This is a genomic window from Rhizobacter sp. OV335, assembly GCF_900142965.1.
Lineage (GTDB): Bacteria > Pseudomonadota > Gammaproteobacteria > Burkholderiales > Burkholderiaceae_C > Rhizobacter.
The window spans coordinates 1-20,152 of sequence record NZ_FRCQ01000017.1; the positions used below are offsets into that span (position 1 = coordinate 1).

Genomic DNA, 20,152 nt, shown 5'->3' on the forward strand with positions numbered 1-20,152 from the left:
GACCGGCTGAAGCTGCTGGCGAATGCGACGCAGCGCATGAACGACACCAACGCGTACGTGTGGGCGGTCGAGAAGCTGGTGACGTACTACCCGCAGAAGCAGTACTGGACGGACCTGCTGGGGCGGCTGCAGCGCAAGCCGAACTTCAGCGACCGGCTGGCGCTGGACACCTACCGGCTGAGCCTCGCGACGGGTGCGACGAGCGCGGCGGCCGACTACATGGAGATGGTGCAGCTGGCGGTGCAGGCGGGCAGCCTGAACGAGGCGCAGCAGGCGATGGACAAGGGGTTCGCGGCGGGCGTGCTGGGCGTGGGCCCGGAGGCCGAGCGGCACAAGCGGCTGAAGGACCTGGTGGCCAAGCGGCTGGCCGAGGCGAAGGCGGGCCAGGCGCAGGCGCTGGTGGAGGCGAAGGCGGCCAAGGACGGCGGCGAGCTGCTGGCGATCGGCATGGACCAGGTGTACGGCGGCCAGGCCAAGGCCGGGCTGGAGCTGATGCAGCAGGGGATCGCGAAGGGCACGAAGCGGCCGGATGACGCGAAGCTGCACCTGGCGATCGCGCAACTGGTGGCCGGCGACCACGCGAAGTCGGCCGCGACCTTCCGGACCGTGCAGGGCAATGACGGCACCGCCGACCTGGCCCGGCTCTGGGCGCTGTACGCCAGGAAAAAGTAAGCGCTGCGTTGACCAAGCAACTCCCGCGGAACCGGCTTTGCCGGGCCGCTGGGAGGCGCCCCCTCGGGGGGCAGGAGCGAAGCGACGTGGGGGCTCTACCGTGGGGCGAGGCGGATCGCGCCGTCGAGGCGGATCACCTCGCCGTTCAGCATCTCGTTCGTGATGATCTGGTGCACCAGCTTCGCGTAGTCGGCGGGCGTGCCGAGGCGGCTCGGGAAGGGCACGCCGGCAGCCAGCGCATCCTGCACCTCCTGGGGCATGCCGAACAGCATCGGCGTGCCGAAGATGCCCGGTGCGATCGTCATGTTGCGGATGCCGTTGCGGGCCAGGTCGCGTGCGATCGGCAGCGTCATGCCGACGATGCCGCCCTTCGAGGCCGCATAGGCCGCCTGGCCGATCTGTCCGTCGTAGGCTGCCACGCTGGCGGTCGAGATCAGCACGCCGCGCTCGCCGGTGGATTCGGGTGCATTGCGGCTCATCGCCTCGGCGGCGAGCCGGATCATGTTGAAGCTGCCGACCAGGTTCACCGTCACGGTCTTCGCGAACACCGCGAGCGGGTGTGCGCCGTCCTTGCCGACGGTCTTCACCGCCGGTGCGATGCCGGCGCAGTTGACCAGGCCCATCAGCTTGCCGGCCGCGGTGGCCGCGGCGACGACCGCCTGGCCGTCGGCCTCCTGGCTCACGTCGCAGCGCACGAACACGCCGCCCAGTTCCTTCGCGACCGCTTCGCCCTTGTCGGCCTGCAGGTCGGCGATGATGACCTGGCCGCCGGCGGCCGCGAGCATGCGTGCCGTGCCTTCGCCGAGGCCCGAGGCCCCGCCGGTCACGATGAAGACCTTGCCTGCGATGTCCATGGGCTGCCTCTTACTGGAGTGCGGCCAGCGCGCGCGACGTGATCTCCTCGACCGAGCCGGTGCCGGAGATCTTGCGGTACTTGGGCGCCGCGGCGTCGCCGGTGGCGGCCCAGCCGGAGTAGTACTCGACCAGCGGACGCGTCTGCTTCTGGTAGACCTCGAGGCGCTTCTTGACGGTCTCTTCCTTGTCGTCGTCGCGCTGGATCAGTTCGTCGCCGGTCACGTCGTCGCGGCCCGCGGTCTTCGGCGGGTTGAACTTCAGGTGGTAGCTGCGGCCCGAGGCCGGGTGCACGCGACGGCCGCTGATGCGCTCGATGATCGCGGCATCGGGCACGTCGATCTCGAGCACGAGGTCGAGCTTGACGCCCGCGGCCTTCATCGCGTCGGCCTGCGGGATCGTGCGCGGGAAGCCGTCGAACAGGAAACCCTTCGCACAATCGGGCTGGGTGATGCGCTCTTTCACGAGGCCGATGATGATGTCGTCGCTGACCAGGCCGCCGGCGTCCATGACCTGCTTGGCAGCCACGCCCAGCGGGGTGCCGGCCTTGACGGCCGCGCGCAGCATGTCACCTGTCGAGATCTGCGGGATGCCGAACTTGTCGCAAATGAACTTCGCTTGCGTGCCCTTACCGGCGCCTGGCGCGCCCAGCAGAATCAGTCTCATCAGTCTTCCTCAATTTATGGAATTCGTGGTCGCGGTGCCAGCCGGCGCAGACACGGACTTTTGCGGTCGAGAATAGCATGCGACCCCCTGCGCGAAACTGACGCAAGGCAGGTCGCGAGGCCCTCGGCGCCCCCGGGTTTACACCCGCTTCGAGCGGGTCCGGCCCCACCAATCTTCAGCCGATCAGCGCCCGCGCGCGGGCCAGGTCTTCGGGCGTGTCGACCCCCGGCCCCGGGCGCACCGGGCTGACGTGCACCGCGATGCGATGCCCGTGCCACAGCACGCGCAACTGCTCGAGCGATTCGGTCTGCTCGAGCGGGCAGGGCGGCAGCTTCGGGAAATCCCTCAGGAAGCCGGCGCGGTAACCGTACAGCCCGATGTGGCGCAAGGGAGCAGGCGACGAGAGCGTCTCGATGCCCGACGCATAGCCGTCGCGCCACCACGGGATCGGCGCGCGCGAGAAGTAGAGCGCGCGGTTCGCGCCGTCGAGCACGACCTTCACGACGTTCGGGTTGCGCAGCTCGTCGATGCTGTCGATCGCGTGCGCCGCGGTGCTCATCGGGCAATCGGGCTGCGAGTGCAGCAGCGCGGCGCAGGCATCGACCAGTGCCGGCTCGATCAGCGGCTCGTCGCCCTGCACGTTGACGACGATCTCGTCAGGCCGCAGCCCCAGCAGCGCGCAGGCTTCGGCGAGGCGGTCGCTGCCGGTCGGGTGGTCGGTGCGGGTCAGCACGCAGGCGACGTCGTGCGCGCGGCAGGCAGCGACGATCTCGGCATCGTCGGCCGCCACCACCACCTGCTGCGCGCCCGACAGCGCGGCGCGGTGCGCGACGCGCACGATCATCGGCAGCCCGCCGATGTCGGCCAGCGGCTTGCGCGGCAGGCGCGTCGACTGCAGCCGGGCCGGCACCAGGACGGTGAAGCTCACGCGGCGCTCCCGGCGTTGGCTGGCACGTCGAGCGAGCGGGCCTCGGCCTCGAGCATGATCGGCATGCCGTCGCGCACCGGGAAGGCCAGGCGGTCGGCATTGCACACCAGCTCGTGCGCGCTGTCCTGCGGCGGACGTTTGTGCTCCAGCGGCCCCTTGCACAGGGGGCACACCAGCAGTTGAAGCAGTCGCGTGTCCATGGGGCGTCCTCGGGTCAGAAGTGGGCGGTCGGCGCGCGCTGTGGCAGCAGCGCCAACAGGTCGGCAGCGAAGGCCGGCGGAAACTGGAAGTCTAGCGTCGCGACCCACACGCGGGTCGTGCCCAGGCGCGCGGGATCGAGCTTGACGGCATCTTTCTCGGTGACGACCACGTCGGCCGTGTCGGACGGCCAGGGCAGCACCGCGAAATCGTGATGGTCGGGCAGCGGCAGCTCGGCGATGTCCAGGCCCGCCTCTCGCAGCATCGAGAAGAAACGCCGCGGATGCGCGAGGCCGGCGGCGGCGACCAGGCGGCGGCTGCGCGGACCGGCGCCGGCATCGGAGTCGGTGGCGGCGCCGTCCAGCCAGGCCTGCAGCAGCGTGAAGCGGCCCAGGCTGCGCTGCACGACATGGCCCGGCAGCGGGGTCGACGCGGCCGGCGCGTTGTACAGCAGCACGCTGCGCGCCGGCAGTGCCGACGGCATCGGCTCGCGCAACGGGCCGGCCGGCAGCAGCCAGCCGTTGCCGGCACCGCGCTCGTCGAACACGATGACCTGCGCGTCGCGCGCCAGTTGCCGATGCTGCAGGCCGTCGTCGCAGACGATCACGTCGACCGCCGGATGGGCCGCGAGCAGCGCGCGGCCGGCCTGCGCGCGCCACCGCCCGACGGCCACCGGCGCGCCGCTGCGGCGTTGCATCAGCAGCGGTTCGTCGCCGCAGGCGCTGGCCGGCGTGTCCGGCGTCACCAGCACGACCTCGCCGGCCGCGTCGCCGCCATAGCCGCGCGAGACGATGCCCGGCGTCCAGCCGTGCTGGCGCAGCAGGTCGACCAGTGCGAGGCAGGTGGGGGTCTTGCCGGCGCCACCGGCGATCAGGTTGCCGACGACGATCACCGGCACCGGCAGGCGCTCGATGCGCCGCCAGCCCGCCCGGAAGGCGACGTTGCGCAGCGCGACGACGACGCCGTACAGCGCCGCCAGCGGCAGCAGCGCCCACGCCAGCGCGCCGCGCGCCAGCCAGGCGCGCTGCAGTCGGAGGGACAGCGACACGGGAACGGGAGCGGCGCCGGGCCGCTCAGCGAGCTTCGCCGCCCTGCGAGGTCTGGGCCGCGAAGGTCAGCCGCGCGAGGCCCGCGCGGCGTGCGGCGTCCATCACCGTGATGACGGACTGATGCGACGACGCCGCATCGGCCGACACGATGATGATCGCATCTTTCGCGCCGGCGGCCGCCGCCAGCAGCTCGGCGGTCAGCATCTCGACGTTGCGGCCATCGAGTGTCTTGCGATTCACCGCGTAGCGCCCTTCGGCCGAGATCGCGACGATCACTTCCTTGTTGTTCTCGCGCGGCTTGTCGGCGTCGGCCACCGGCAGGCTGACCTGCAGCTCGGTGAACTTCGAGTAGGTCGTCGACAGCATCAGGAAGATCAGCACGACCAGCAGCACGTCGATGAACGGGATCAGGTTGATCTCGGGTTCTTCAGGGTGGTGCTTGCGGAATTTCATCGCCATGACCCGTCAGCTCGCCTTGCGCACCGCGGTGAAGCGCATCAGGTGCGGCACCATGCGTTCGGCGGCTTGTTCCATCTCGAGCGTGTAGGCGTCGATCAGGCCCCGGAAGTAGCGGTAGGCGATCAGCGACGGGATCGCGATCATCAGGCCGAACGCGGTGTTGTACAGCGCCACCGAGATGCCGTGCGCCAGCAGCGCCGGGTTGCTGCCGCCGGTGGGCGCCTGCGAACCGAAGATCTCGATCATGCCGATGACCGTGCCCATCAGGCCCAGCAGCGGCGCGGCCGAGGCGATGGTGCCCAGCGTGTTCAGGAAGCGCTCCATCTTGTGCACCGCGCTGCGGCCGGCGGATTCGAACGCGCCGTGCAGGTTGTCGTTCGAGATGCGCGGGTCGGCGATGATCGCCCGCAGCCCGGTGGCGAGCACCTGCCCGAGCAGCGAGTTGTCGGCCAGTTTGTTGACCACGTCGGCGGCCGGCAGGTGGGCGCGGGTGACGGAGATCACCTCATCGAGCAGGCGCGGCGGCGCGATGCGCGCGACCCGCAGGCTGGACAGGCGCTCGATGATCAGCGCGAGCGCAATGATGGAACACAGGAGCAAGGGCCAGATCGGCCAGCCAGCGGCTTGTATGATCGAAAACAATCCGGTCCTCTCAGCGGTGATGGGGTGCGGCCGCCTCGCCGAAGGGGCTCGGGCGGTCTCTTTTTGGACGCGCGATTATGACCCCAAGGCAGGCCCGTCACGCACATCGGCAAGGCAACCGCATGTTCGCCGGATGGGGTTCGACGCGGTGACCTGTTGTAGTGCCGGCCGACTACATCCCCGAGTCCACCGCAACTGTGGATAACTTTGTGGGCAACCGTGGTGCGAACGCGCTCAAGCCGCGCCAATTCAAGCTCTGCCACAGATTGCTCAAACTTTAAGCACGAAAAATATGTTGAAAATCAAAGGCTTAGGCAATTGTGAAGGCCGCATGACAGCCGAAGTGCGCCGCCAGCCCTTGATTGGCGGGCTTGTGGAGTTCTCGACCCGCATGAACGCTGGCTTTGCCCATGTTTGAGCGGTCCGCGGCACGGGGCGAGCGCCTGGTCTGGAGCGTCGCCGGGCTGGTCAACGCGGTGTCGGACGCGTTGGCGGCGCGTTTCAGCGCCTGCGTCGTGCAGGGCGAGCTGTCGGGTTTCTCGCGCGCGGCCAGCGGCCATTGCTACTTCAGCCTGAAGGATGCCGACGGGCAGCAGGCCACCATCCGCTGCGCGATGTTCCGGCGCGCGGCGAGCCTGGTGGCGTTCAGCCCGGCCGACGGGCAGCGGGTCGAGGTGCGCGGGCGGCTGGCGGTCTACGAGCCGCGCGGCGAACTGCAGTTCGTCGTCGAGTCGATGCAGCAGGCCGGCGCCGGCGCGCTGTACGAGCAGTTCCTGCGGCTGAAGGCGCGGCTCGAGGCCGAGGGCTTGTTCGATCCGGTGCGCAAGCGCGAGTTGCCGCGCTATCCGCGGCGGCTCGGGGTCGTCACCTCCACGGGCGGCGCGGCGCTGCACGATGTGCTGACCGCGCTCGAACGGCGCGCGCCGCAGGTTGCCGTCATCGTCTACCCGAGCCTGGTGCAGGGCGCCGAGGCGCCGGCCGCGCTGGTGCGCGCGCTGGCGCAGGCGGCCGAGCGCAACGAGGTCGATGCGCTGATCGTGTGCCGCGGCGGCGGCTCGCTGGAAGACCTGTGGGCTTTCAACGACGAGCGCGTCGTGCGGGCCATCGCGGCCAGCCCGCTGCCGACGATCTGCGGCGTCGGCCACGAGACCGACGTGACGCTGGCCGACTTCGCCGCCGACCTGCGCGCGCCGACGCCGACCGCCGCCGCCGAGCTGGCGGCCCCGCCGGCGCGCGAGCTCGCGGAGATGCTGGCCGCATTCGCGACGCTGATGCAGCGCCGCGTGCACCACGTGCTCGACCAGCAATCGCAGTGGATCGACCGCGCCGCGTTGCGGCTCGCGCGGCCGGGGCAGGGCGTGCGGGCGACGGCGCAGCGCCTGCAGGGGCTGGCACATCGGCTGCAGGCGAGTGCCCATCGGCGCCTGCAAACCGATGTGCACCGCCTCGACACGGTTGCGCCGCGGCTCGCGCGCAGCCTGCAGCGCAGCACCGAAGGCGCCGGGCACCGCGCCAATGCGCTGGCGGCGCGGCTGCAGGCAGTGGACCCACGCCAGGTGCTCGCGCGTGGCTACGCGTGGCTCGAGGACGAGCAGGGCGCGCCGGTCGCGAGCGTCGCGGCACTGTCGATCGGACAGCGGCTGGGCGCCGTGCTGTCGGACGGCCGCGCGACAGTGGACGTGACGCGAGTGACGTCATCGGACGCGCCCCTGCAACCGGCGTCTGCTCTGCCTACAATGCGCCCCACCTGACTCGATACCCGAAAGGAATTCGCATGGAACACACGCTGCCGCCGCTGCCTTACGCGCAAGATGCACTCGCCCCGCACCTGAGCAAGGAAACGCTCGAGTACCACTACGGCAAGCACCACAACGCCTATGTGGTGAACCTGAACAACCTGCAGAAGGGAACCGAGTTCGAGTCCCTGAGCCTGGAAGAGATCGTCAAGAAGGCCTCTGGCGGCATCTACAACAATGCCGCGCAGATCTGGAACCACACCTTCTTCTGGAACTGCATGAAGCCGGCCGGTGGCGGCGAGCCCAAGGGCGCGCTGGCCGCGGCGATCACCGCGAAGTTCGGCAGCTATGCGTCGTTCAAGGAAGCGTTCACGAAGAGCGCCGTCGGCAACTTCGGTTCCGGCTGGACCTGGCTCGTGAAGAAGGCCGACGGCAGCGTCGACATCGTCAACATGGGCGCGGCCGGCACGCCGCTGACCACCGCCGACAAGGCGCTGCTGACGATCGACGTGTGGGAACACGCCTACTACATCGACTACCGCAACCTGCGCCCGAAGTTCGTCGAGGTCTTCCTGACCTCGCTGGTGAACTGGGACTTCGCGGAAAAGAACTTCGCCTGAGCTGACGGTCGTCGCCCAGCAAAAAGCCGGTCCCTGGACCGGCTTTTTTCATGGGACTGAGCGAACTGCCGGGTGTCAGCGCCCGAACGGCGTGCCCGACAGCTTGTCGCCCGACTTGATGCCGCGCTTGGCGAACCAGCCCTGGTTCATCTCGAGCACGAATCGCACCGGCTTCTTCGAGCAGTGCGAGTCGAGCGACTGCGGCTTCATGTCCTCAATGTTGACGACGGTGCCGTCGTCGGCGACGAAGGCGGCCGACAGCGGCAGCAGCGTGTTCTTCATCCAGAAGCACTGCACGCCGGCGTCTTCGAACGCGAACAGCATGCCGTCGTTGGCGCCCATCGTGCGGCGGAACATCAGGCCGGTGGCCCGTTGATCGGGGGTCTGCGCGACCTGCGCCTGGATGTTGTGGATGCCGGCAGTGATCTGGATCGCGGGCAGTTGCTGCGGCGCGTCCTGCGCGAGCGCGGCCGTGACGATCGGGCCGAGGGCAAGCAGGGCCAGCAGGCGGGAGGCGTTGGTCTTCATGGTCGGGCGGGGTGTTCGTTTCGACAAGCGGCGGCAGAGTGTAGCGAGCACCCAAAAAAAACGCCCGGCACGGGCCGGGCGTTCTTCATGCAACTCAGTGAAGCGGGCGCGAGCCCGGCTTCGCTTGAATTACTTGGCAGCCGAAGCAGCCTTTTCGCTCTTCTCGGCCTTCTTGGCTTCAGCCTTCTCGGCCTTCTTCTCGGCCTTGGCAGCCGATGCAGCCGGCTTGGCGGCTTCAGCGGGCTTGGCGTCAGCGGCGAAAGCGCCGGCAGCGAACAGGGAAGCAATCAGGGCGGCCAGAATCTTGTTCATGTGAATACCTTTCGAAAGTTTGGATCCGCCGTCCATCGGTGGACGACCCGCCGCTAACGCGGGCTCTCGAATGTCGGTTGACACGGGACGTGACATAGAATCGCCGGCTTCAGTGCGGTCCGTTCCCAGTCACTCCAACATCAGCAGCGCGCGGAGCTATCTCATGTATCAGCACATCAAGGTGCCCGAGGGTGGGCAGAAGATCACCGTCAACGCCGACTTCTCGCTCAACGTCCCCGACCACCCCATCATTCCGTACATCGAAGGTGACGGCACGGGCTACGACATCACCCCGGTGATGATCAAGGTGGTCGACGCCGCGGTGGCGAAGGCCTACAAGGGCAGCAAGAAGATCCACTGGATGGAGATCTTCGCCGGCGAGAAGTCGACCAAGGTCTACGGCCCCGACGTCTGGCTGCCCGAAGAAACGCTGCAGGTGCTGCGCGAGTACGTCGTGTCGATCAAGGGCCCGCTGACGACGCCGGTCGGCGGCGGCATCCGCTCGCTGAACGTCGCGCTGCGCCAGGAACTCGACCTCTACGTCTGCCTGCGTCCGATCCAGTACTTCAAGGGCGTGCCGTCGCCGGTGAAGGAACCCGAGAAGACCAACATGGTGATCTTCCGCGAGAACTCGGAAGACATCTACGCCGGCATCGAGTTCGAGGCCGAGAGCGACAAGGCCAAGAAGCTGATCAAGTTCTTGCAGGACGAATTCGGCGTCAAGAAGATCCGCTTCCCGAACACCTCGGGCATCGGCATCAAGCCGGTCTCGCGCGAGGGCACCGAGCGCCTGGTGCGCAAGGCGATCCAGTACGCGATCGACAACGACAAGCCCAGCGTGACCATCGTGCACAAGGGCAACATCATGAAGTACACCGAAGGTGGCTTCCGTGATTGGGCCTATGGCCTGGCGCAGAAGGAATTCGGTGCCGAGCTGATCGATGGCGGCCCGTGGTGCAAGTTCAAGAACCCGACCACCGGCCGCGACATCACGATCAAGGATTCGATCGCCGATGCCTTCCTGCAGCAGATCCTGCTGCGCCCGGCCGAGTACTCGGTGATCGCGACGCTGAACCTGAACGGCGACTACGTCTCCGACGCGCTGGCGGCCCAGGTCGGCGGCATCGGTATCGCCCCGGGTGCGAACCTGAGCGACTCCGTCGCGATGTTCGAAGCCACCCACGGCACGGCGCCGAAGTACGCCGGCAAGGACTACGTGAACCCGGGTTCCGAGATCCTGTCGGCCGAAATGATGCTGCGCCACATGGGCTGGAGCGACGCGGCGAACCTGATCATCAGCTCGATGGAGAAGTCGATCCTGTCGAAGAAGGTCACGTACGACTTCGCCCGCCTGATGGACGGTGCGACCCAGGTGTCGTGCTCCGGCTTCGGCCAGGTGATGATCGACCACATGTGATCGTGCGCCGGGGGCTTCGGCCCTGGCGGTGGTCTGCAAACCCCTTGTTCCTGCGTGGAGCGAGGGGTTTTTTCTTGGGCGCTGCGCAGCAGCGTCCAGCAATGAAAGCGGCCCAGCGCCGTCTGCTTCGGGAAGCCGATGAAGGCTTTCCGCACCAGACGAATCACTGGGCCCGCGGCGTTCACGCCGCCTGCGCGGCGCGGGTCCTGCGCCCTCTAGGCTGCAGCGGCTGAGGACTCCGCCACACCGACAGAACTGCGGCGATGCGGTGCCGTCTCGGGTGCATCGAGCGCAGAGATGTTCTGCGCGAGCTGGCCTTTGGGGCCTTGCACCACTTCGTAGCTCACGCGGCCGCCCTGCTTGAGCGTGCGAAAGCCTTCACTCTGGATGGCCGAAAAATGTGCGAACACATCCTCGCCACCCCCTTCGGGTTCAATGAAGCCGAATCCCTTCGCATCATTGAACCACTTCACGGTTCCGAACAACTTCTGGGCCATATTGGTCTCCTATCCCTGTGAGCGAAGAATTTTGTGCGCCACTTTGGTGACTGTCAAGGCACGGCAAACCAGGGTTCAGGGCCATGCAACCAAATGCATTCCATGCGCGGCCTTCTCGGAGAACAATGGGCACGTTGTGATGCATTTCCGACCCTTGCAGTTCGTTCGGATGTCGCAATATCCGTTCGGGTGAGCACTGCGAAATCAACTCTATAGAATGGTTCCATGCCCGAGGAAAAACCGATACCGCCCGAGCCGCTGAAGGGGCCGACACCCGATGACGGGCAAGGGGCGGTCGTGGCCGAAAGGCAAGCCGCGAAGACCGAGCCGCCGCGCATGTACCAGGTGGTACTGCTCAACGACGACTACACACCGATGGAGTTTGTCGTGATGGTGCTTCAGGAGTATTTCCAGCGCGACCTCGAAACCGCGACGCAGATCATGCTCAAGGTTCACAAAGAGGGCCGCGGAGTCTGCGGCGTCTATACGAAAGACGTCGCTGCAACCAAGGTCGAGTTGGTGCTGGCCGCTGCCCGTCGGGGCGGCCACCCGTTGCAATGCATTATGGAGGCCGCATGATCGCGCAAGAGCTTGAAGTCAGCCTGCACATGGCGTTCGTCGAGGCGCGCCAGCAGCGCCACGAATTCATCACTGTCGAGCACCTGCTGATGGCGCTGCTCGACAACCCGTCCGCCGCAGAGGTCCTGCGAGCGTGCTCGGCCAACATCGATGACCTGCGCAAGAGTCTCGCGCAGTTCATCAAGGAAAACACACCGACCGTCGGCGGCGCCGAAGAGGTCGACACGCAGCCGACGCTGGGTTTCCAGCGGGTGATCCAGCGCGCGATCATGCACGTGCAGTCCACCGGCAGCGGCAAGAAGGAAGTGACCGGCGCCAACGTGCTGGTCGCGATCTTCGGCGAAAAGGACTCGCACGCGGTCTACTACCTGCACCAGCAGGGCGTGACGCGGCTCGACGTCGTCAACTTCATCGCGCACGGCATCAAGAAGACCGATCCGCCGGAGCCGGCCAAGCCGAGCGAGGGCGGGGCGAGCGCCGAAGGCGAGAAGGACGAAGGCGAAGGCAAGGGCTCGCCGCTCGACCAGTTCACGCAGAACCTGAACCAGCTGGCGCGCGACGGCAAGATCGATCCGCTGATCGGCCGCGAGCTCGAGGTCGAGCGTGTGATCCAGATCCTGTGCCGCCGCCGCAAGAACAACCCGCTGCTGGTCGGCGAAGCCGGCGTCGGCAAGACCGCCATCGCCGAGGGCCTGGCGTGGCGCATCACGCAGGGCGACGTGCCGGAGATCCTGGCCGACGCCAACGTGTACTCGCTCGACATGGGCGCGCTGCTGGCCGGTACCAAGTACCGCGGCGATTTCGAGCAGCGCCTGAAGAGCGTGCTGAAGCACCTGAAAGACCAGCCGAACGCGGTGCTGTTCATCGATGAAATCCACACGCTGATCGGCGCCGGCGCGGCGTCGGGCGGCACGCTGGACGCGAGCAACCTGCTGAAACCGGCGCTCAGCTCGGGTGCAATGAAGTGCATTGGTGCGACCACCTTCACGGAATACCGCGGCATCTTCGAGAAGGACGCGGCGCTGTCGCGGCGCTTCCAGAAGGTCGACGTGGTCGAGCCGTCGGTCGAGGAGACGGTCGAGATCCTGAAGGGCCTGAAGTCGAAGTACGAGGAGCACCACGGCGTCAAGTACGCGCTGGGCGCGCTGCAGGCCGCGGCCGAGCTGTCGGCCAAGTTCATCAACGACCGCCACCTGCCGGACAAGGCGATCGACGTGATCGACGAGGCCGGTGCCGCGCAGCGCATCCTGCCGAAGAGCAAGCAGAAGAAGACCGTCACCCGCAACGAGGTCGAGGAGATCGTCGCGAGGATCGCGCGCATCCCGCCGACCAGCGTGTCGAGCGATGACCGTTCGAAGCTCAAGACGCTGGACCGCGACCTGAACAGCGTGGTGTTCGGCCAGGAGCCGGCGGTCGAGGCCATCGCGGCTGCCATCAAGATGGCGCGCTCCGGCCTGGGCAAGCCCGACAAGCCGATCGGCTCGTTCCTGTTCAGCGGCCCGACCGGCGTCGGCAAGACCGAGGTCGCGAAGCAGCTGGCCTTCATCCTGGGCATCGAGCTGATCCGCTTCGACATGAGCGAGTACATGGAGCGCCATGCGGTCAGCCGCCTGATCGGCGCGCCCCCGGGCTACGTCGGCTTCGACCAAGGCGGCCTGCTGACCGAGGCGATCACGAAGAAGCCGCATGCGGTGCTGCTGCTCGACGAGATCGAGAAGGCGCACCCGGACGTCTTCAACGTGCTGCTGCAGGTGATGGACCACGGCACGCTGACCGACAACAACGGGCGCAAGGCCGACTTCCGCAACGTCATCATCATCATGACGACGAACGCGGGCGCGGAGACGATGAACAAGTCGACGATCGGCTTCACGAACTCGCGCGAGCAGGGTGACGAGATGGCCGACATCAAGCGACTGTTCACGCCGGAGTTCCGCAACCGGCTCGACGCGACCGTCAGCTTCCGGGCGCTGAACGAAGAGATCATCCTGCGGGTGGTCGACAAGTTCCTGCTGCAGCTCGAGGGCCAGCTGTCGGAGAAGAAGGTCGAGGTCACGTTCACCGACGGGCTGCGCAAGCTGCTGGCGAAGAAGGGGTTCGACCCGCTGATGGGCGCGCGGCCGATGCAGCGCCTGATCCAGGACACGATCCGTCGTGCACTGGCCGACGAGTTGCTGTTCGGCAGCCTGGTCGATGGCGGCCGCCTGACGGTGGATGTGGACGCCGACGGCAAGACGGTGCTCGACATCCAGCCGGCCAAGAAGATCGACAAGCCGAAGGCCGAGCCGGCGACGGCCTGATCTTCGCGAATCGTGATCCGGAACGGGGCCTGCGGGCCCCGTTTTTCATCTGGCGCTCATGGCGCGGCTGGATCGGCGACCGGAAAACGCGCCGCCGGGTCCTGCTCGAAGAAGTCGCGCAACAGCGCGTACAGCGGCGCATCCCAGGCCTGCAGGTCGAGCGGCGCGACGAAGAAGGTCTCGCACGCGACCGCGAAGAACTCGTCCGGGCCTTCGGCGGCGTACGGGTCCATGAAGATGTCCTCGTCGCGATCGACCTCGCCGCAAAAGCGTTCGTAGCTGGCCGGCATCACCTCGCGCCAGCGCAGGTGCGCCTCTTTGCTCGGCAGCGGCGGGATGCCGTCGGAGCGGCCATCGCGCATGTCGATGACGTGCGCGAACTCGTGGATCACGACGTTGTAGGCCCAGCCGCTGCCGTCCTCCGGGTTCTCCTGCGCATCGGCGACGTCGCGCCACGACAGCGTCATCGGCCCGGCGCCGGGCGCCTCGCCGGTCAGCGCCTCTTCGTACTCGTGCACGATGCCGTCGTCGTCGACGATCTCGCGCTTCGCCAGCATCTCGTCCGGGTGCACGACGATCAGCACGAAGGCGTCGTACCAGTCGAGCCCGAGCCGCAGCACCGGCAGGCAGGCCTGCGCGGCGATCGCGACCGCCATCGCATCGGTGACGACCACGCCATGCGTGCCGTGGAACTGCTTGTCGGCGAGGAACAGGGTCGTGAAGCGGCGCAGCTGCGCGGCATCGGTCTCATCGAGATCGCCGAGGAACGGGTAGCGCTCGAGCGTCTCGGCCCACAGTGCGTCGGGAATCGGACGGCGTTCCAGCGTGCGGCGCTCGCGCCACCCCCGCCACGCCGAAGCCAGGCGCACCAGCACGGCGGTTCAGGGAAGCGCCACGCCCGGTGGCGTGATGCGCCTGAAGCCGCGCGCGCTCAGGCGCAGCACCTCGGCGCGATGCGGCGGGTGGTCGAGCTCCCAGTCGCTCAGCACGTGGCGCAGCATGCCCGGCGCCAGCGGCTCGCTGCCCGGGTGGTGGGTGTGGCCGTGCACCATCGTCGTCGCGCCCGCTTCGTGCAGCCAGCGCACCGCGGCGGCACCGTCGACATCGGCCCAGTCCATCGGCGTCGGAAGATTGCGCTTGAGCTGTTCGCTCTCGTTGCGCACCGCGCGCGCAAAGCGGCGGCGCTCGTCGAGAGGCTTCGCGAGGAAATCCTGCTGCCAGGCCTCGCTGCGCACCAGCGCCCGGAACTGCTGGTACTTGGTGTCGTCCAGGCACAGCGCGTCGCCGTGCGTCAGCAGCACGCGCAGCCCGAAGGCCTGCAGCACCGTCGGGTCGGGCAGCGCGAGCACGCCGCAGTCGCGCAGCATGTCGAGCCCGACCAGGAAGTCGCGGTTGCCCGCCATGAAGCCGACCGTGCGGCGGCAGGCCGCCTCGGCCAGCTCGTTGGCGCAGCGCGCCTCGAACTCGTCGTGGCGGCTGTCGTCGCCGGCCCACACCTCGAACAGGTCGCCGAGGATGAACACCGCGTCGGCGTCGGTCGTGCGCAGGTAGGCCGACCAGGCGTCGAAGGTGCGCGGCGTGTCGGCGCTCAGGTGCAGGTCGGAGATGAAATCCACGCTGCGCCAGTCGACCGGCACTGCGTACTCCCAGAGGCTGGGCAAGGGAGGCGGTGCAACGGCGGTCTGGCGCGACATGGAACCCCGTACTGCAGGTTGTGGCGGGCGGCGAGGTGGAAGAGCCCCGGGCTCAGACCACTTTGGCTTCGGTGATCACGACGTCTTCGACCGGCACATCGCTGTGGCCGCCCTTGCTGCCGGTCTTCACCTGCTCGATCTTGTCGACGATGTCGTGGCCCGCCACGACCTTGCCGAACACCGCATAGCCCCAGCCGGACGGCGTCTCGGACTTGAAGTTCAGGAAGTCGTTGTCGGTCGCGTTGATGAAGAACTGGGCGGTGGCCGAATGCGGCACGCTGGTGCGCGCCATCGCGAGCGTGTATTGGTCGTTCTTCAGGCCGTTGCCGGCTTCGTTCTGGATCTGCGCGTCGGTCGGCTTCTGCTTCATGCCGGGCTCGAAGCCGCCGCCCTGGATCATGAAGCCCTTGATGACGCGGTGGAACACCGTGCCGCTGTAGTGGCCCTTCTCGACGTACGAGAGGAAGTTCTTGACCGACAGCGGCGCCTTGGCGTCGTCGAGTTCGATGCGGATGGTGCCGTGGTTGGTGACCAGGTCGACGAGTTTGCTCATGTTATTTCTCCAGCGTGGCTTGCTTGATGATGACGGGTTGGACCGGCACGTCCTGGTAGGGGCCCTTGCTGCCGGTCTGCACGGCGCGGATCTTGTCGACGACGTCCATGCCCGAGACGACCTTGCCGAACACCGCATAGCCGTTGCCGTCGCGCGATTGCGCGGCGTTCAGGAAGGCGTTGTCCTTCACGTTGATGAAGAACTGCGAGGTGGCCGAGTTCGGGTCCATCGTGCGGGCCATCGCGACGGTGCCGCGCGTGTTGTCGAGGCCGTTGCGGGCTTCGAGCGGGATCGGCGCGCGCACGGGCTTTTCCTTCAGGTCGGGGGTCATGCCGCCACCCTGGACCATGAAGTCGGGAATGACGCGGTGGAACACCGTGCCGTTGTAGTGGCCGTCCTTCACGTACTGCAGGAAGTTGGCCGCCGACTTCGGCGCCTTCGCGGCATCGACCTCGACGACGATGTCGCCGAGCGAGGTCGCGAGCTTCACCTTCTGCTGGGCGTGGGCCGCCAGGCTGCTCGTCAGGCCGGCGATGCCGACCACGCCGGCCGCCAGCAGCGGCATCCATGACTTGAGGGTTCTCACAAGATCACTCCTTCGAAGAATATTTTCCATTGTCCACTTTCCTTGCCCCAGTACTGGCGCTTCAGCGGCCCGGTCAGCTGGCCGCTGAGCACCTCGCCGAACGTGACGATCAGCACCTCGCCGCTGTCGCGCCACGAGAGGATCGACATCTCCTTCAGCTCGGCGCTGCGGCCGCGCGTGGCCTGCAGTTCCTTGTCGACCATCTGCGACCACTGCGCAAGATCGGCGCTGCCGCTCTGGAATTGCGGCGAGTAGAAGCCCAGCAGTTTCTGGACGTCGCCCTGCGAGCGCGCGATGCGCCACTGCTCGACCATCGCATGCGCCGCGACGCGTTCCTGCGCCACCTGCGTGCGCGCCACCCACTCGATCTTCGGCGCGATCACGACCGGCGTGCGCCGCGGCGACACCTCGCGCAGCAGGCGCAGCAAGTCGGGGTTGGCCAGCACCACGCAGCCGTCGGTGGTCTGCGGGCCGCGTGCGAAGTTGGTCGGTGGCACGCCGTGCAGCCAGATGCCGCCGCCGGTCTTGCCGCGCCGGCGGTCGTATTCGTTGGGGTAGTTCAGCGTCAGCGCGCCGGGGCCGTAGAACTCGGCGACCTGCTGGTTCGTCAGGCGGCTGGTGATGAAGTAGGCGCCCAGCGGGGTGCGCTGGTCGCCTTGCTCTTTCTTGTCGACGCCCAGCCGGCCCAGCGAGACGTAGTGGTCGGCGATCAGGCGCAGGCCCTTCGCGTCGTTCGCGAACAGGTACAGGCGGGAGCGGCTCGCGTCGACGGCGATCGCGTGCCGGGTGCTCGGCGGGATGTCGATGAACTGGCGCGGCACCGCATCGGCCGGCGGGCGCTCGGTGAGGGCGGCCAGCCGCACGGTGGCCTCCTGGCGCAGCTGCGCGAGCTGGTCGGGCGACGAGGCCGCCAGCTCGGGCGGCGCGGCGCCCATCGCCTCGAGCGGTTGCCGGCGTGCGAGCAGCAGGTCGCCGTACACCAGTTGCGCGAGCTGGAAGTTCGGCACGTCGCGTGTCAGGGCCTCGGCGCGCGCGAGCGCGGTGCGGGCGTCGCCGTCGTGGATCAGCTGGTAGACCTCGATCAGCCGTGCCTCGGGCGAGGCCGGCGCGCTCGCCACGCCGCTGCGCGCGACGGCCGGCTTCAGCGCGGCCGGAGGCGCAGCCACGGCCACGCCCGCCGCCCACTGCAGCGCCAGGCAGACAGGCAGTGCCGCGCGGCGGCACCACTCACGCAGGCGTCGGATCACGAACCGGTGCTTTCCTTCTGGATCAGCCAGCGGCCGGAGACGCGCACCAGGTCGAGCCGCTTGCGACTGGACACCTTCAGCGCATCGGCGCTGTAGGCCTGGCGCACCTGCACGACGGCCTTGTCGCCTTGCATGCGGATGTCGAAGTCGCTCAGGTTCACCGAGATGCTGCGCTTGCTGGTGATGCGAGCACGGCGTTCGGCCTCCCAGGCCGCGCGCGTCTTGCCGCCGTTGAAATCGTGGGTGTAGGACGCGAAGTAGGCGTCCATGTCCTTGCGCGCCCAGGCCGCGGCCCACGCGAGCGCGGCGGCTTGCACGTCCTTCGTGTCTTCAGTGGACGCGGCTGGCGACGAAGCGGTCGGTGCGGGTGCAGGAGCTGCCGGCACGGGCTTGGCAACGGGCGCAGGGGCCGGCGCGGCAACCGGTGCAGGCGCGGGGGCAGGCACCGGAGCAGGCTTCGGCGCGGCGGCAACAACGACCGGTGCCGGGGCTGGTGCGGGAACGGGAACGGGCGCCGGCTTGGCCGCAGCGACCGCTACCGGCGGCTCCGAGCGCGTCATCGGCGAGAACAGGTCGCGGATCATCGCGAGCTTCGGGCTGACCTTGGCGGTGCTGCTGCCGTCGATCTGCAGCGCGCGCGAATAGGCCTGGCTGGCCAGCTTCGCGTACACGTCGCCGAGGTTCTCGTAGGCCGTCGCGTAGCTCGGGTTGGTGCGGATCGCCGCTTCGAGCGAGCGCCGCGCCTGCTCGTACTGGCCCTGCTTGCTGTACAGCACCGCCAGGTTGTTGTGCGGCTCGGGCAGTTCGGGGTGGTCTTCGGTCAGCTTGACGAACACCGCGATCGCCTCGTTCGACTTGCCTTGCTCCGACAGCACCAGGCCCTTCAGGAAGCGCATGCGTGCGTCCTTGGGCTTGGCCGACAGGAACTGGTCGGCCTTCTGGTTCGCCTCGGCCAGCCGGCCCGCGCCGAGCAGGCTGTCGACATCGCCGTACTCGTCGGCTCGCGCGGTGCCAGCGATCGTGAACACGGCGAACGCGGCCAGGGCGACGAGCGAGGAGCGTGGGGTCATCAGGTGGCCGCGAGGTTTTTGGGTGGGCGCCGTAGGGCGGAACGGTGTGCGGAAACGGCCCGCTATACTGCGAAAATTGTATAGCAGCCCCGTGGCTGCAAGCCCTTCGACCCGCTGGCCAGGCCCTATGAGCGGTTCCACTGCAGCACTCCGCCGATGACCCTGAGCATCTTCAACACCTTGTCGCGTCAGACCGAGGTGTTCACGCCGATCGAACCGAATCACGTGCGCATGTATGTGTGCGGCATGACGATCTACGACCTGTGCCACGTCGGTCACGCGCGTTTCATGATGGCCTTCGACGTGGCCGCGCGCTGGATGCGCACGCTGGGCTACCAGGTCACGTACGTGCGCAACATCACCGACATCGACGACAAGATCATCAAGCGCGCGCTCGAACGCAACATCCCGATCCGCCAGCTCACCGACGAGATGACGGCCGCGATGCACGAAGACGTGGCCGCGCTCGGCATCCTGCCCCCCACGCACGAGCCGCGCGCGACGCAGTACGTGCCGCAGATGCTGCAGATGATCGCCACGCTCGAGCGCAAGGGCTACGCCTACCGCTCGCCGAACGGCGACGTGAACTACGCGGTGCGCAAGTTCGACGGCTACGGCAAGCTCTCGGGCAAGTCGCTCGACCAGCTGCGCGCCGGCGAGCGCGTCGCGGTGCTCGACGGCAAGGACGACCCGCTCGACTTCGTGCTGTGGAAGTCGGCCAAGCCGACCGAGCCCGACGACGCCAAGTGGGCAAGCGAGTTCGGCGCCGGCCGGCCGGGCTGGCACATCGAGTGCTCGGCGATGAGCTGCGCGATCCTCGGCGAGCACTTCGACATCCACGGCGGCGGCATGGACCTGCAGTTCCCGCACCACGAGAATGAGATCGCGCAGAGCGAAGGCGCGAGCGGCGGGCGCTTCGTCAACGTGTGGATGCACAACGGTTTCCTGAATGTCGTCAACGACCAGGGCCAGAACGAGAAGATGTCGAAATCGCTCGGCAACTTCTTCACCATCCGCGACGTGCTGAAGCACTACGACGGCGAGACGATCCGCTTCTTCATGCTGCGCACGCAGTACCGCAGCCCGCTGAACTTCGGCACCGCCAACCTCGACGATGCGCGCAACTCGCTGCGCCGGCTCTACACCGCGCTGGTCGACCTCGACGTGCCCGAGATCGCGGTCGACTGGACGCAGCCGCAGGCCGCGCGTTTCCATGCCGCGATGAACGAGGACTTCAACACGCCCGAGGCGGTGGCCGTGCTGTTCGAGCTCGCGACCGAGCTGAACAAGAGCCGCTCGCCCGAGCAGGCGGGGCTGTTCAAGGGGCTGGCCGCGACGCTCGGGCTGCTGCAGCAGAACGCGCGCAGCTACCTGCAGGCCGGCAGCACGCTCGACGACGCCGCGATCCAGGCGCAGATCCAGGCCCGTGCCGATGCGAAGAAGGCGCGCGATTTCGCGCTCGCCGACAGCATCCGCCAGGCCCTGCTCGCGCAAGGCATCGTGCTCCAGGACTCCGCGCAAGGCACGACCTGGATGAAGGCCTGATC

General features: G+C 67.8%; 23 protein-coding genes and 1 pseudogene. 8 read left to right on the forward strand and 16 right to left on the reverse strand.

Going from position 1 to position 20,152, the window contains the following annotated elements:
- A pseudogene (locus BUE42_RS33060) lies at positions 1-672 on the forward strand (hypothetical protein); the annotation flags it as partial.
- Positions 673-767: 95 nt separating this feature from the next.
- Here BUE42_RS33060 and BUE42_RS17830 read toward each other — a convergent pair.
- The 7 genes from BUE42_RS17830 to BUE42_RS17860 all read right to left on the reverse strand — a co-directional run bounded on the left by BUE42_RS17830 (position 768) and on the right by BUE42_RS17860 (position 5,466).
- Positions 768-1,526 (reverse strand): 3-hydroxyacyl-CoA dehydrogenase, encoded by a 759-nt coding sequence (locus BUE42_RS17830; protein WP_073466612.1) that lies wholly within the window; start codon positions 1,524-1,526, stop codon positions 768-770.
- Between the two features lie 10 nt (positions 1,527-1,536).
- Positions 1,537-2,190 carry an adenylate kinase gene (adk, locus tag BUE42_RS17835; RefSeq protein WP_073466613.1) on the reverse strand — a complete coding sequence of 218 codons (654 nt, stop codon included), beginning with the start codon at positions 2,188-2,190 and terminating at the stop codon, positions 1,537-1,539.
- A 175-nt stretch (positions 2,191-2,365) separates the two neighbouring features.
- A complete protein-coding gene (gene kdsB / locus BUE42_RS17840; protein ID WP_073466614.1) occupies positions 2,366-3,118 on the reverse strand; it encodes a 3-deoxy-manno-octulosonate cytidylyltransferase in 753 nt (250 codons plus the stop codon).
- A complete protein-coding gene (locus BUE42_RS17845; protein ID WP_073466615.1) occupies positions 3,115-3,318 on the reverse strand; it encodes a Trm112 family protein in 204 nt (67 codons plus the stop codon). The genes kdsB and BUE42_RS17845 overlap by 4 nt, the downstream gene beginning before the upstream one ends.
- A 14-nt stretch (positions 3,319-3,332) precedes the next feature.
- The gene (gene lpxK / locus BUE42_RS17850) at positions 3,333-4,364 is read right to left on the reverse strand and encodes a tetraacyldisaccharide 4'-kinase (protein ID WP_073466616.1); all 1,032 of its coding nucleotides are present in this window, start codon (positions 4,362-4,364) and stop codon (positions 3,333-3,335) included.
- Between the two features lie 25 nt (positions 4,365-4,389).
- Entirely contained in the window at positions 4,390-4,818 is a 429-nt protein-coding gene (locus tag BUE42_RS17855) for an ExbD/TolR family protein (RefSeq protein ID WP_073466707.1), read from the reverse strand.
- Between the two features lie 12 nt (positions 4,819-4,830).
- Complete coding sequence (locus BUE42_RS17860) at positions 4,831-5,466, reverse strand: MotA/TolQ/ExbB proton channel family protein (RefSeq protein WP_073466617.1); 636 nt, start codon at positions 5,464-5,466, stop codon at positions 4,831-4,833.
- A gap of 292 nt (positions 5,467-5,758) precedes the next feature.
- On the opposite strand from BUE42_RS17860, the gene BUE42_RS34105 reads away from it, so the two are divergent.
- Genes BUE42_RS34105 through BUE42_RS17870 form a run of 3 tightly spaced genes read left to right on the forward strand, consistent with a single transcriptional unit; the run spans position 5,759 to position 7,822 of the window.
- The gene (locus tag BUE42_RS34105; RefSeq protein WP_255376869.1) at positions 5,759-5,884 is read left to right on the forward strand and encodes a hypothetical protein; all 126 of its coding nucleotides are present in this window, start codon (positions 5,759-5,761) and stop codon (positions 5,882-5,884) included.
- Positions 5,877-7,217 (forward strand): exodeoxyribonuclease VII large subunit, encoded by a 1,341-nt coding sequence (gene xseA, locus BUE42_RS17865; protein ID WP_073466618.1) that lies wholly within the window; start codon positions 5,877-5,879, stop codon positions 7,215-7,217. The genes BUE42_RS34105 and xseA overlap by 8 nt, the downstream gene beginning before the upstream one ends.
- Before the next feature lie 23 nt (positions 7,218-7,240).
- Positions 7,241-7,822: a Fe-Mn family superoxide dismutase gene (locus BUE42_RS17870; protein ID WP_073466619.1), complete on the forward strand. Its 582-nt coding sequence runs from the start codon at positions 7,241-7,243 to the stop codon at positions 7,820-7,822.
- 75 nt (positions 7,823-7,897) lie between these two features.
- Here the strand turns inward: BUE42_RS17870 and BUE42_RS17875 are convergent, their stop codons facing one another.
- Together BUE42_RS17875 and BUE42_RS17880 are read right to left on the reverse strand one after the other, a co-directional pair.
- Positions 7,898-8,350 (reverse strand): DUF192 domain-containing protein, encoded by a 453-nt coding sequence (locus BUE42_RS17875; RefSeq protein ID WP_073466620.1) that lies wholly within the window; start codon positions 8,348-8,350, stop codon positions 7,898-7,900.
- A gap of 129 nt (positions 8,351-8,479) precedes the next feature.
- Positions 8,480-8,662 (reverse strand): hypothetical protein, encoded by a 183-nt coding sequence (locus tag BUE42_RS17880; RefSeq protein WP_047508846.1) that lies wholly within the window; start codon positions 8,660-8,662, stop codon positions 8,480-8,482.
- 163 nt (positions 8,663-8,825) lie between these two features.
- On the opposite strand from BUE42_RS17880, the gene icd reads away from it, so the two are divergent.
- Positions 8,826-10,079 carry an NADP-dependent isocitrate dehydrogenase gene (icd, locus tag BUE42_RS17885; RefSeq protein WP_073466621.1) on the forward strand — a complete coding sequence of 418 codons (1,254 nt, stop codon included), beginning with the start codon at positions 8,826-8,828 and terminating at the stop codon, positions 10,077-10,079.
- A gap of 215 nt (positions 10,080-10,294) precedes the next feature.
- Here icd and BUE42_RS17890 read toward each other — a convergent pair whose 3' ends face one another.
- Positions 10,295-10,576 (reverse strand): cold-shock protein, encoded by a 282-nt coding sequence (locus BUE42_RS17890; protein WP_073466622.1) that lies wholly within the window; start codon positions 10,574-10,576, stop codon positions 10,295-10,297.
- A 225-nt stretch (positions 10,577-10,801) separates the two neighbouring features.
- Between BUE42_RS17890 and clpS the strand changes: the two genes are divergently transcribed.
- Positions 10,802-11,155, forward strand: coding sequence for an ATP-dependent Clp protease adapter ClpS (clpS, locus tag BUE42_RS17895; RefSeq protein WP_073466623.1), 354 nt, complete (start codon positions 10,802-10,804; stop codon positions 11,153-11,155).
- Complete coding sequence (clpA, locus tag BUE42_RS17900) at positions 11,152-13,455, forward strand: ATP-dependent Clp protease ATP-binding subunit ClpA (protein WP_073466624.1); 2,304 nt, start codon at positions 11,152-11,154, stop codon at positions 13,453-13,455. The genes clpS and clpA overlap by 4 nt, the downstream gene beginning before the upstream one ends.
- A gap of 56 nt (positions 13,456-13,511) precedes the next feature.
- Here the strand turns inward: clpA and BUE42_RS17905 are convergent, their stop codons facing one another.
- From BUE42_RS17905 to BUE42_RS17930, 6 genes are read right to left on the reverse strand one after another with little or no spacing between them, the layout of a single operon-like run.
- Positions 13,512-14,327 (reverse strand): M90 family metallopeptidase, encoded by an 816-nt coding sequence (locus tag BUE42_RS17905; RefSeq protein ID WP_369822978.1) that lies wholly within the window; start codon positions 14,325-14,327, stop codon positions 13,512-13,514.
- A gap of 9 nt (positions 14,328-14,336) precedes the next feature.
- The gene (locus BUE42_RS17910) at positions 14,337-15,149 is read right to left on the reverse strand and encodes a UDP-2,3-diacylglucosamine diphosphatase (RefSeq protein WP_073466626.1); all 813 of its coding nucleotides are present in this window, start codon (positions 15,147-15,149) and stop codon (positions 14,337-14,339) included.
- Positions 15,150-15,201: 52 nt separating this feature from the next.
- Entirely contained in the window at positions 15,202-15,702 is a 501-nt protein-coding gene (locus tag BUE42_RS17915; protein WP_073466627.1) for a peptidylprolyl isomerase, read from the reverse strand.
- Between the two features lies 1 nt (position 15,703).
- The gene (locus BUE42_RS17920; RefSeq protein WP_143171589.1) at positions 15,704-16,267 is read right to left on the reverse strand and encodes a peptidylprolyl isomerase; all 564 of its coding nucleotides are present in this window, start codon (positions 16,265-16,267) and stop codon (positions 15,704-15,706) included.
- Between the two features lie 17 nt (positions 16,268-16,284).
- Positions 16,285-17,535, reverse strand: coding sequence for a L,D-transpeptidase family protein (locus BUE42_RS17925; RefSeq protein WP_235002422.1), 1,251 nt, complete (start codon positions 17,533-17,535; stop codon positions 16,285-16,287).
- Positions 17,532-18,605, reverse strand: a complete 1,074-nt coding sequence (locus BUE42_RS17930; RefSeq protein WP_073466629.1) for a tetratricopeptide repeat protein — start codon at positions 18,603-18,605, stop codon at positions 17,532-17,534. Before BUE42_RS17930 ends, BUE42_RS17925 begins: the two co-directional genes overlap by 4 nt.
- A 156-nt stretch (positions 18,606-18,761) precedes the next feature.
- On the opposite strand from BUE42_RS17930, the gene cysS reads away from it, so the two are divergent.
- On the forward strand, positions 18,762-20,150 hold the full coding sequence (gene cysS, locus BUE42_RS17935; protein ID WP_073466630.1) for a cysteine--tRNA ligase: 1,389 nt from the start codon (positions 18,762-18,764) through the stop codon (positions 20,148-20,150).
- Positions 20,151-20,152: the final 2 nt, after the last annotated feature.

What these genes read in the sequence shown, in the direction of transcription:
- BUE42_RS17830 (WP_073466612.1), bottom strand. Translation starts at nt 1,526, where the DNA reads ATGGACATCGCAGGCAAGGTCTTCATCGTGACCGGCGGGGCCTCGGGC.
- adk (WP_073466613.1), bottom strand. Translation starts at nt 2,190, where the DNA reads ATGAGACTGATTCTGCTGGGCGCGCCAGGCGCCGGTAAGGGCACGCAA.
- BUE42_RS17845 (WP_073466615.1), bottom strand. Translation starts at nt 3,318, where the DNA reads ATGGACACGCGACTGCTTCAACTGCTGGTGTGCCCCCTGTGCAAGGGG.
- BUE42_RS17855 (WP_073466707.1), bottom strand. Translation starts at nt 4,818, where the DNA reads ATGAAATTCCGCAAGCACCACCCTGAAGAACCCGAGATCAACCTGATC.
- BUE42_RS34105 (WP_255376869.1), top strand. Translation starts at nt 5,759, where the DNA reads ATGTTGAAAATCAAAGGCTTAGGCAATTGTGAAGGCCGCATGACAGCC.
- xseA (WP_073466618.1), top strand. Translation starts at nt 5,877, where the DNA reads ATGTTTGAGCGGTCCGCGGCACGGGGCGAGCGCCTGGTCTGGAGCGTC.
- BUE42_RS17870 (WP_073466619.1), top strand. Translation starts at nt 7,241, where the DNA reads ATGGAACACACGCTGCCGCCGCTGCCTTACGCGCAAGATGCACTCGCC.
- BUE42_RS17875 (WP_073466620.1), bottom strand. Translation starts at nt 8,350, where the DNA reads ATGAAGACCAACGCCTCCCGCCTGCTGGCCCTGCTTGCCCTCGGCCCG.
- BUE42_RS17880 (WP_047508846.1), bottom strand. Translation starts at nt 8,662, where the DNA reads ATGAACAAGATTCTGGCCGCCCTGATTGCTTCCCTGTTCGCTGCCGGC.
- icd (WP_073466621.1), top strand. Translation starts at nt 8,826, where the DNA reads ATGTATCAGCACATCAAGGTGCCCGAGGGTGGGCAGAAGATCACCGTC.
- BUE42_RS17890 (WP_073466622.1), bottom strand. Translation starts at nt 10,576, where the DNA reads ATGGCCCAGAAGTTGTTCGGAACCGTGAAGTGGTTCAATGATGCGAAG.
- clpS (WP_073466623.1), top strand. Translation starts at nt 10,802, where the DNA reads ATGCCCGAGGAAAAACCGATACCGCCCGAGCCGCTGAAGGGGCCGACA.
- clpA (WP_073466624.1), top strand. Translation starts at nt 11,152, where the DNA reads ATGATCGCGCAAGAGCTTGAAGTCAGCCTGCACATGGCGTTCGTCGAG.
- BUE42_RS17910 (WP_073466626.1), bottom strand. Translation starts at nt 15,149, where the DNA reads ATGTCGCGCCAGACCGCCGTTGCACCGCCTCCCTTGCCCAGCCTCTGG.
- BUE42_RS17915 (WP_073466627.1), bottom strand. Translation starts at nt 15,702, where the DNA reads ATGAGCAAACTCGTCGACCTGGTCACCAACCACGGCACCATCCGCATC.
- BUE42_RS17920 (WP_143171589.1), bottom strand. Translation starts at nt 16,267, where the DNA reads ATGCCGCTGCTGGCGGCCGGCGTGGTCGGCATCGCCGGCCTGACGAGC.
- BUE42_RS17930 (WP_073466629.1), bottom strand. Translation starts at nt 18,605, where the DNA reads ATGACCCCACGCTCCTCGCTCGTCGCCCTGGCCGCGTTCGCCGTGTTC.
- cysS (WP_073466630.1), top strand. Translation starts at nt 18,762, where the DNA reads ATGACCCTGAGCATCTTCAACACCTTGTCGCGTCAGACCGAGGTGTTC.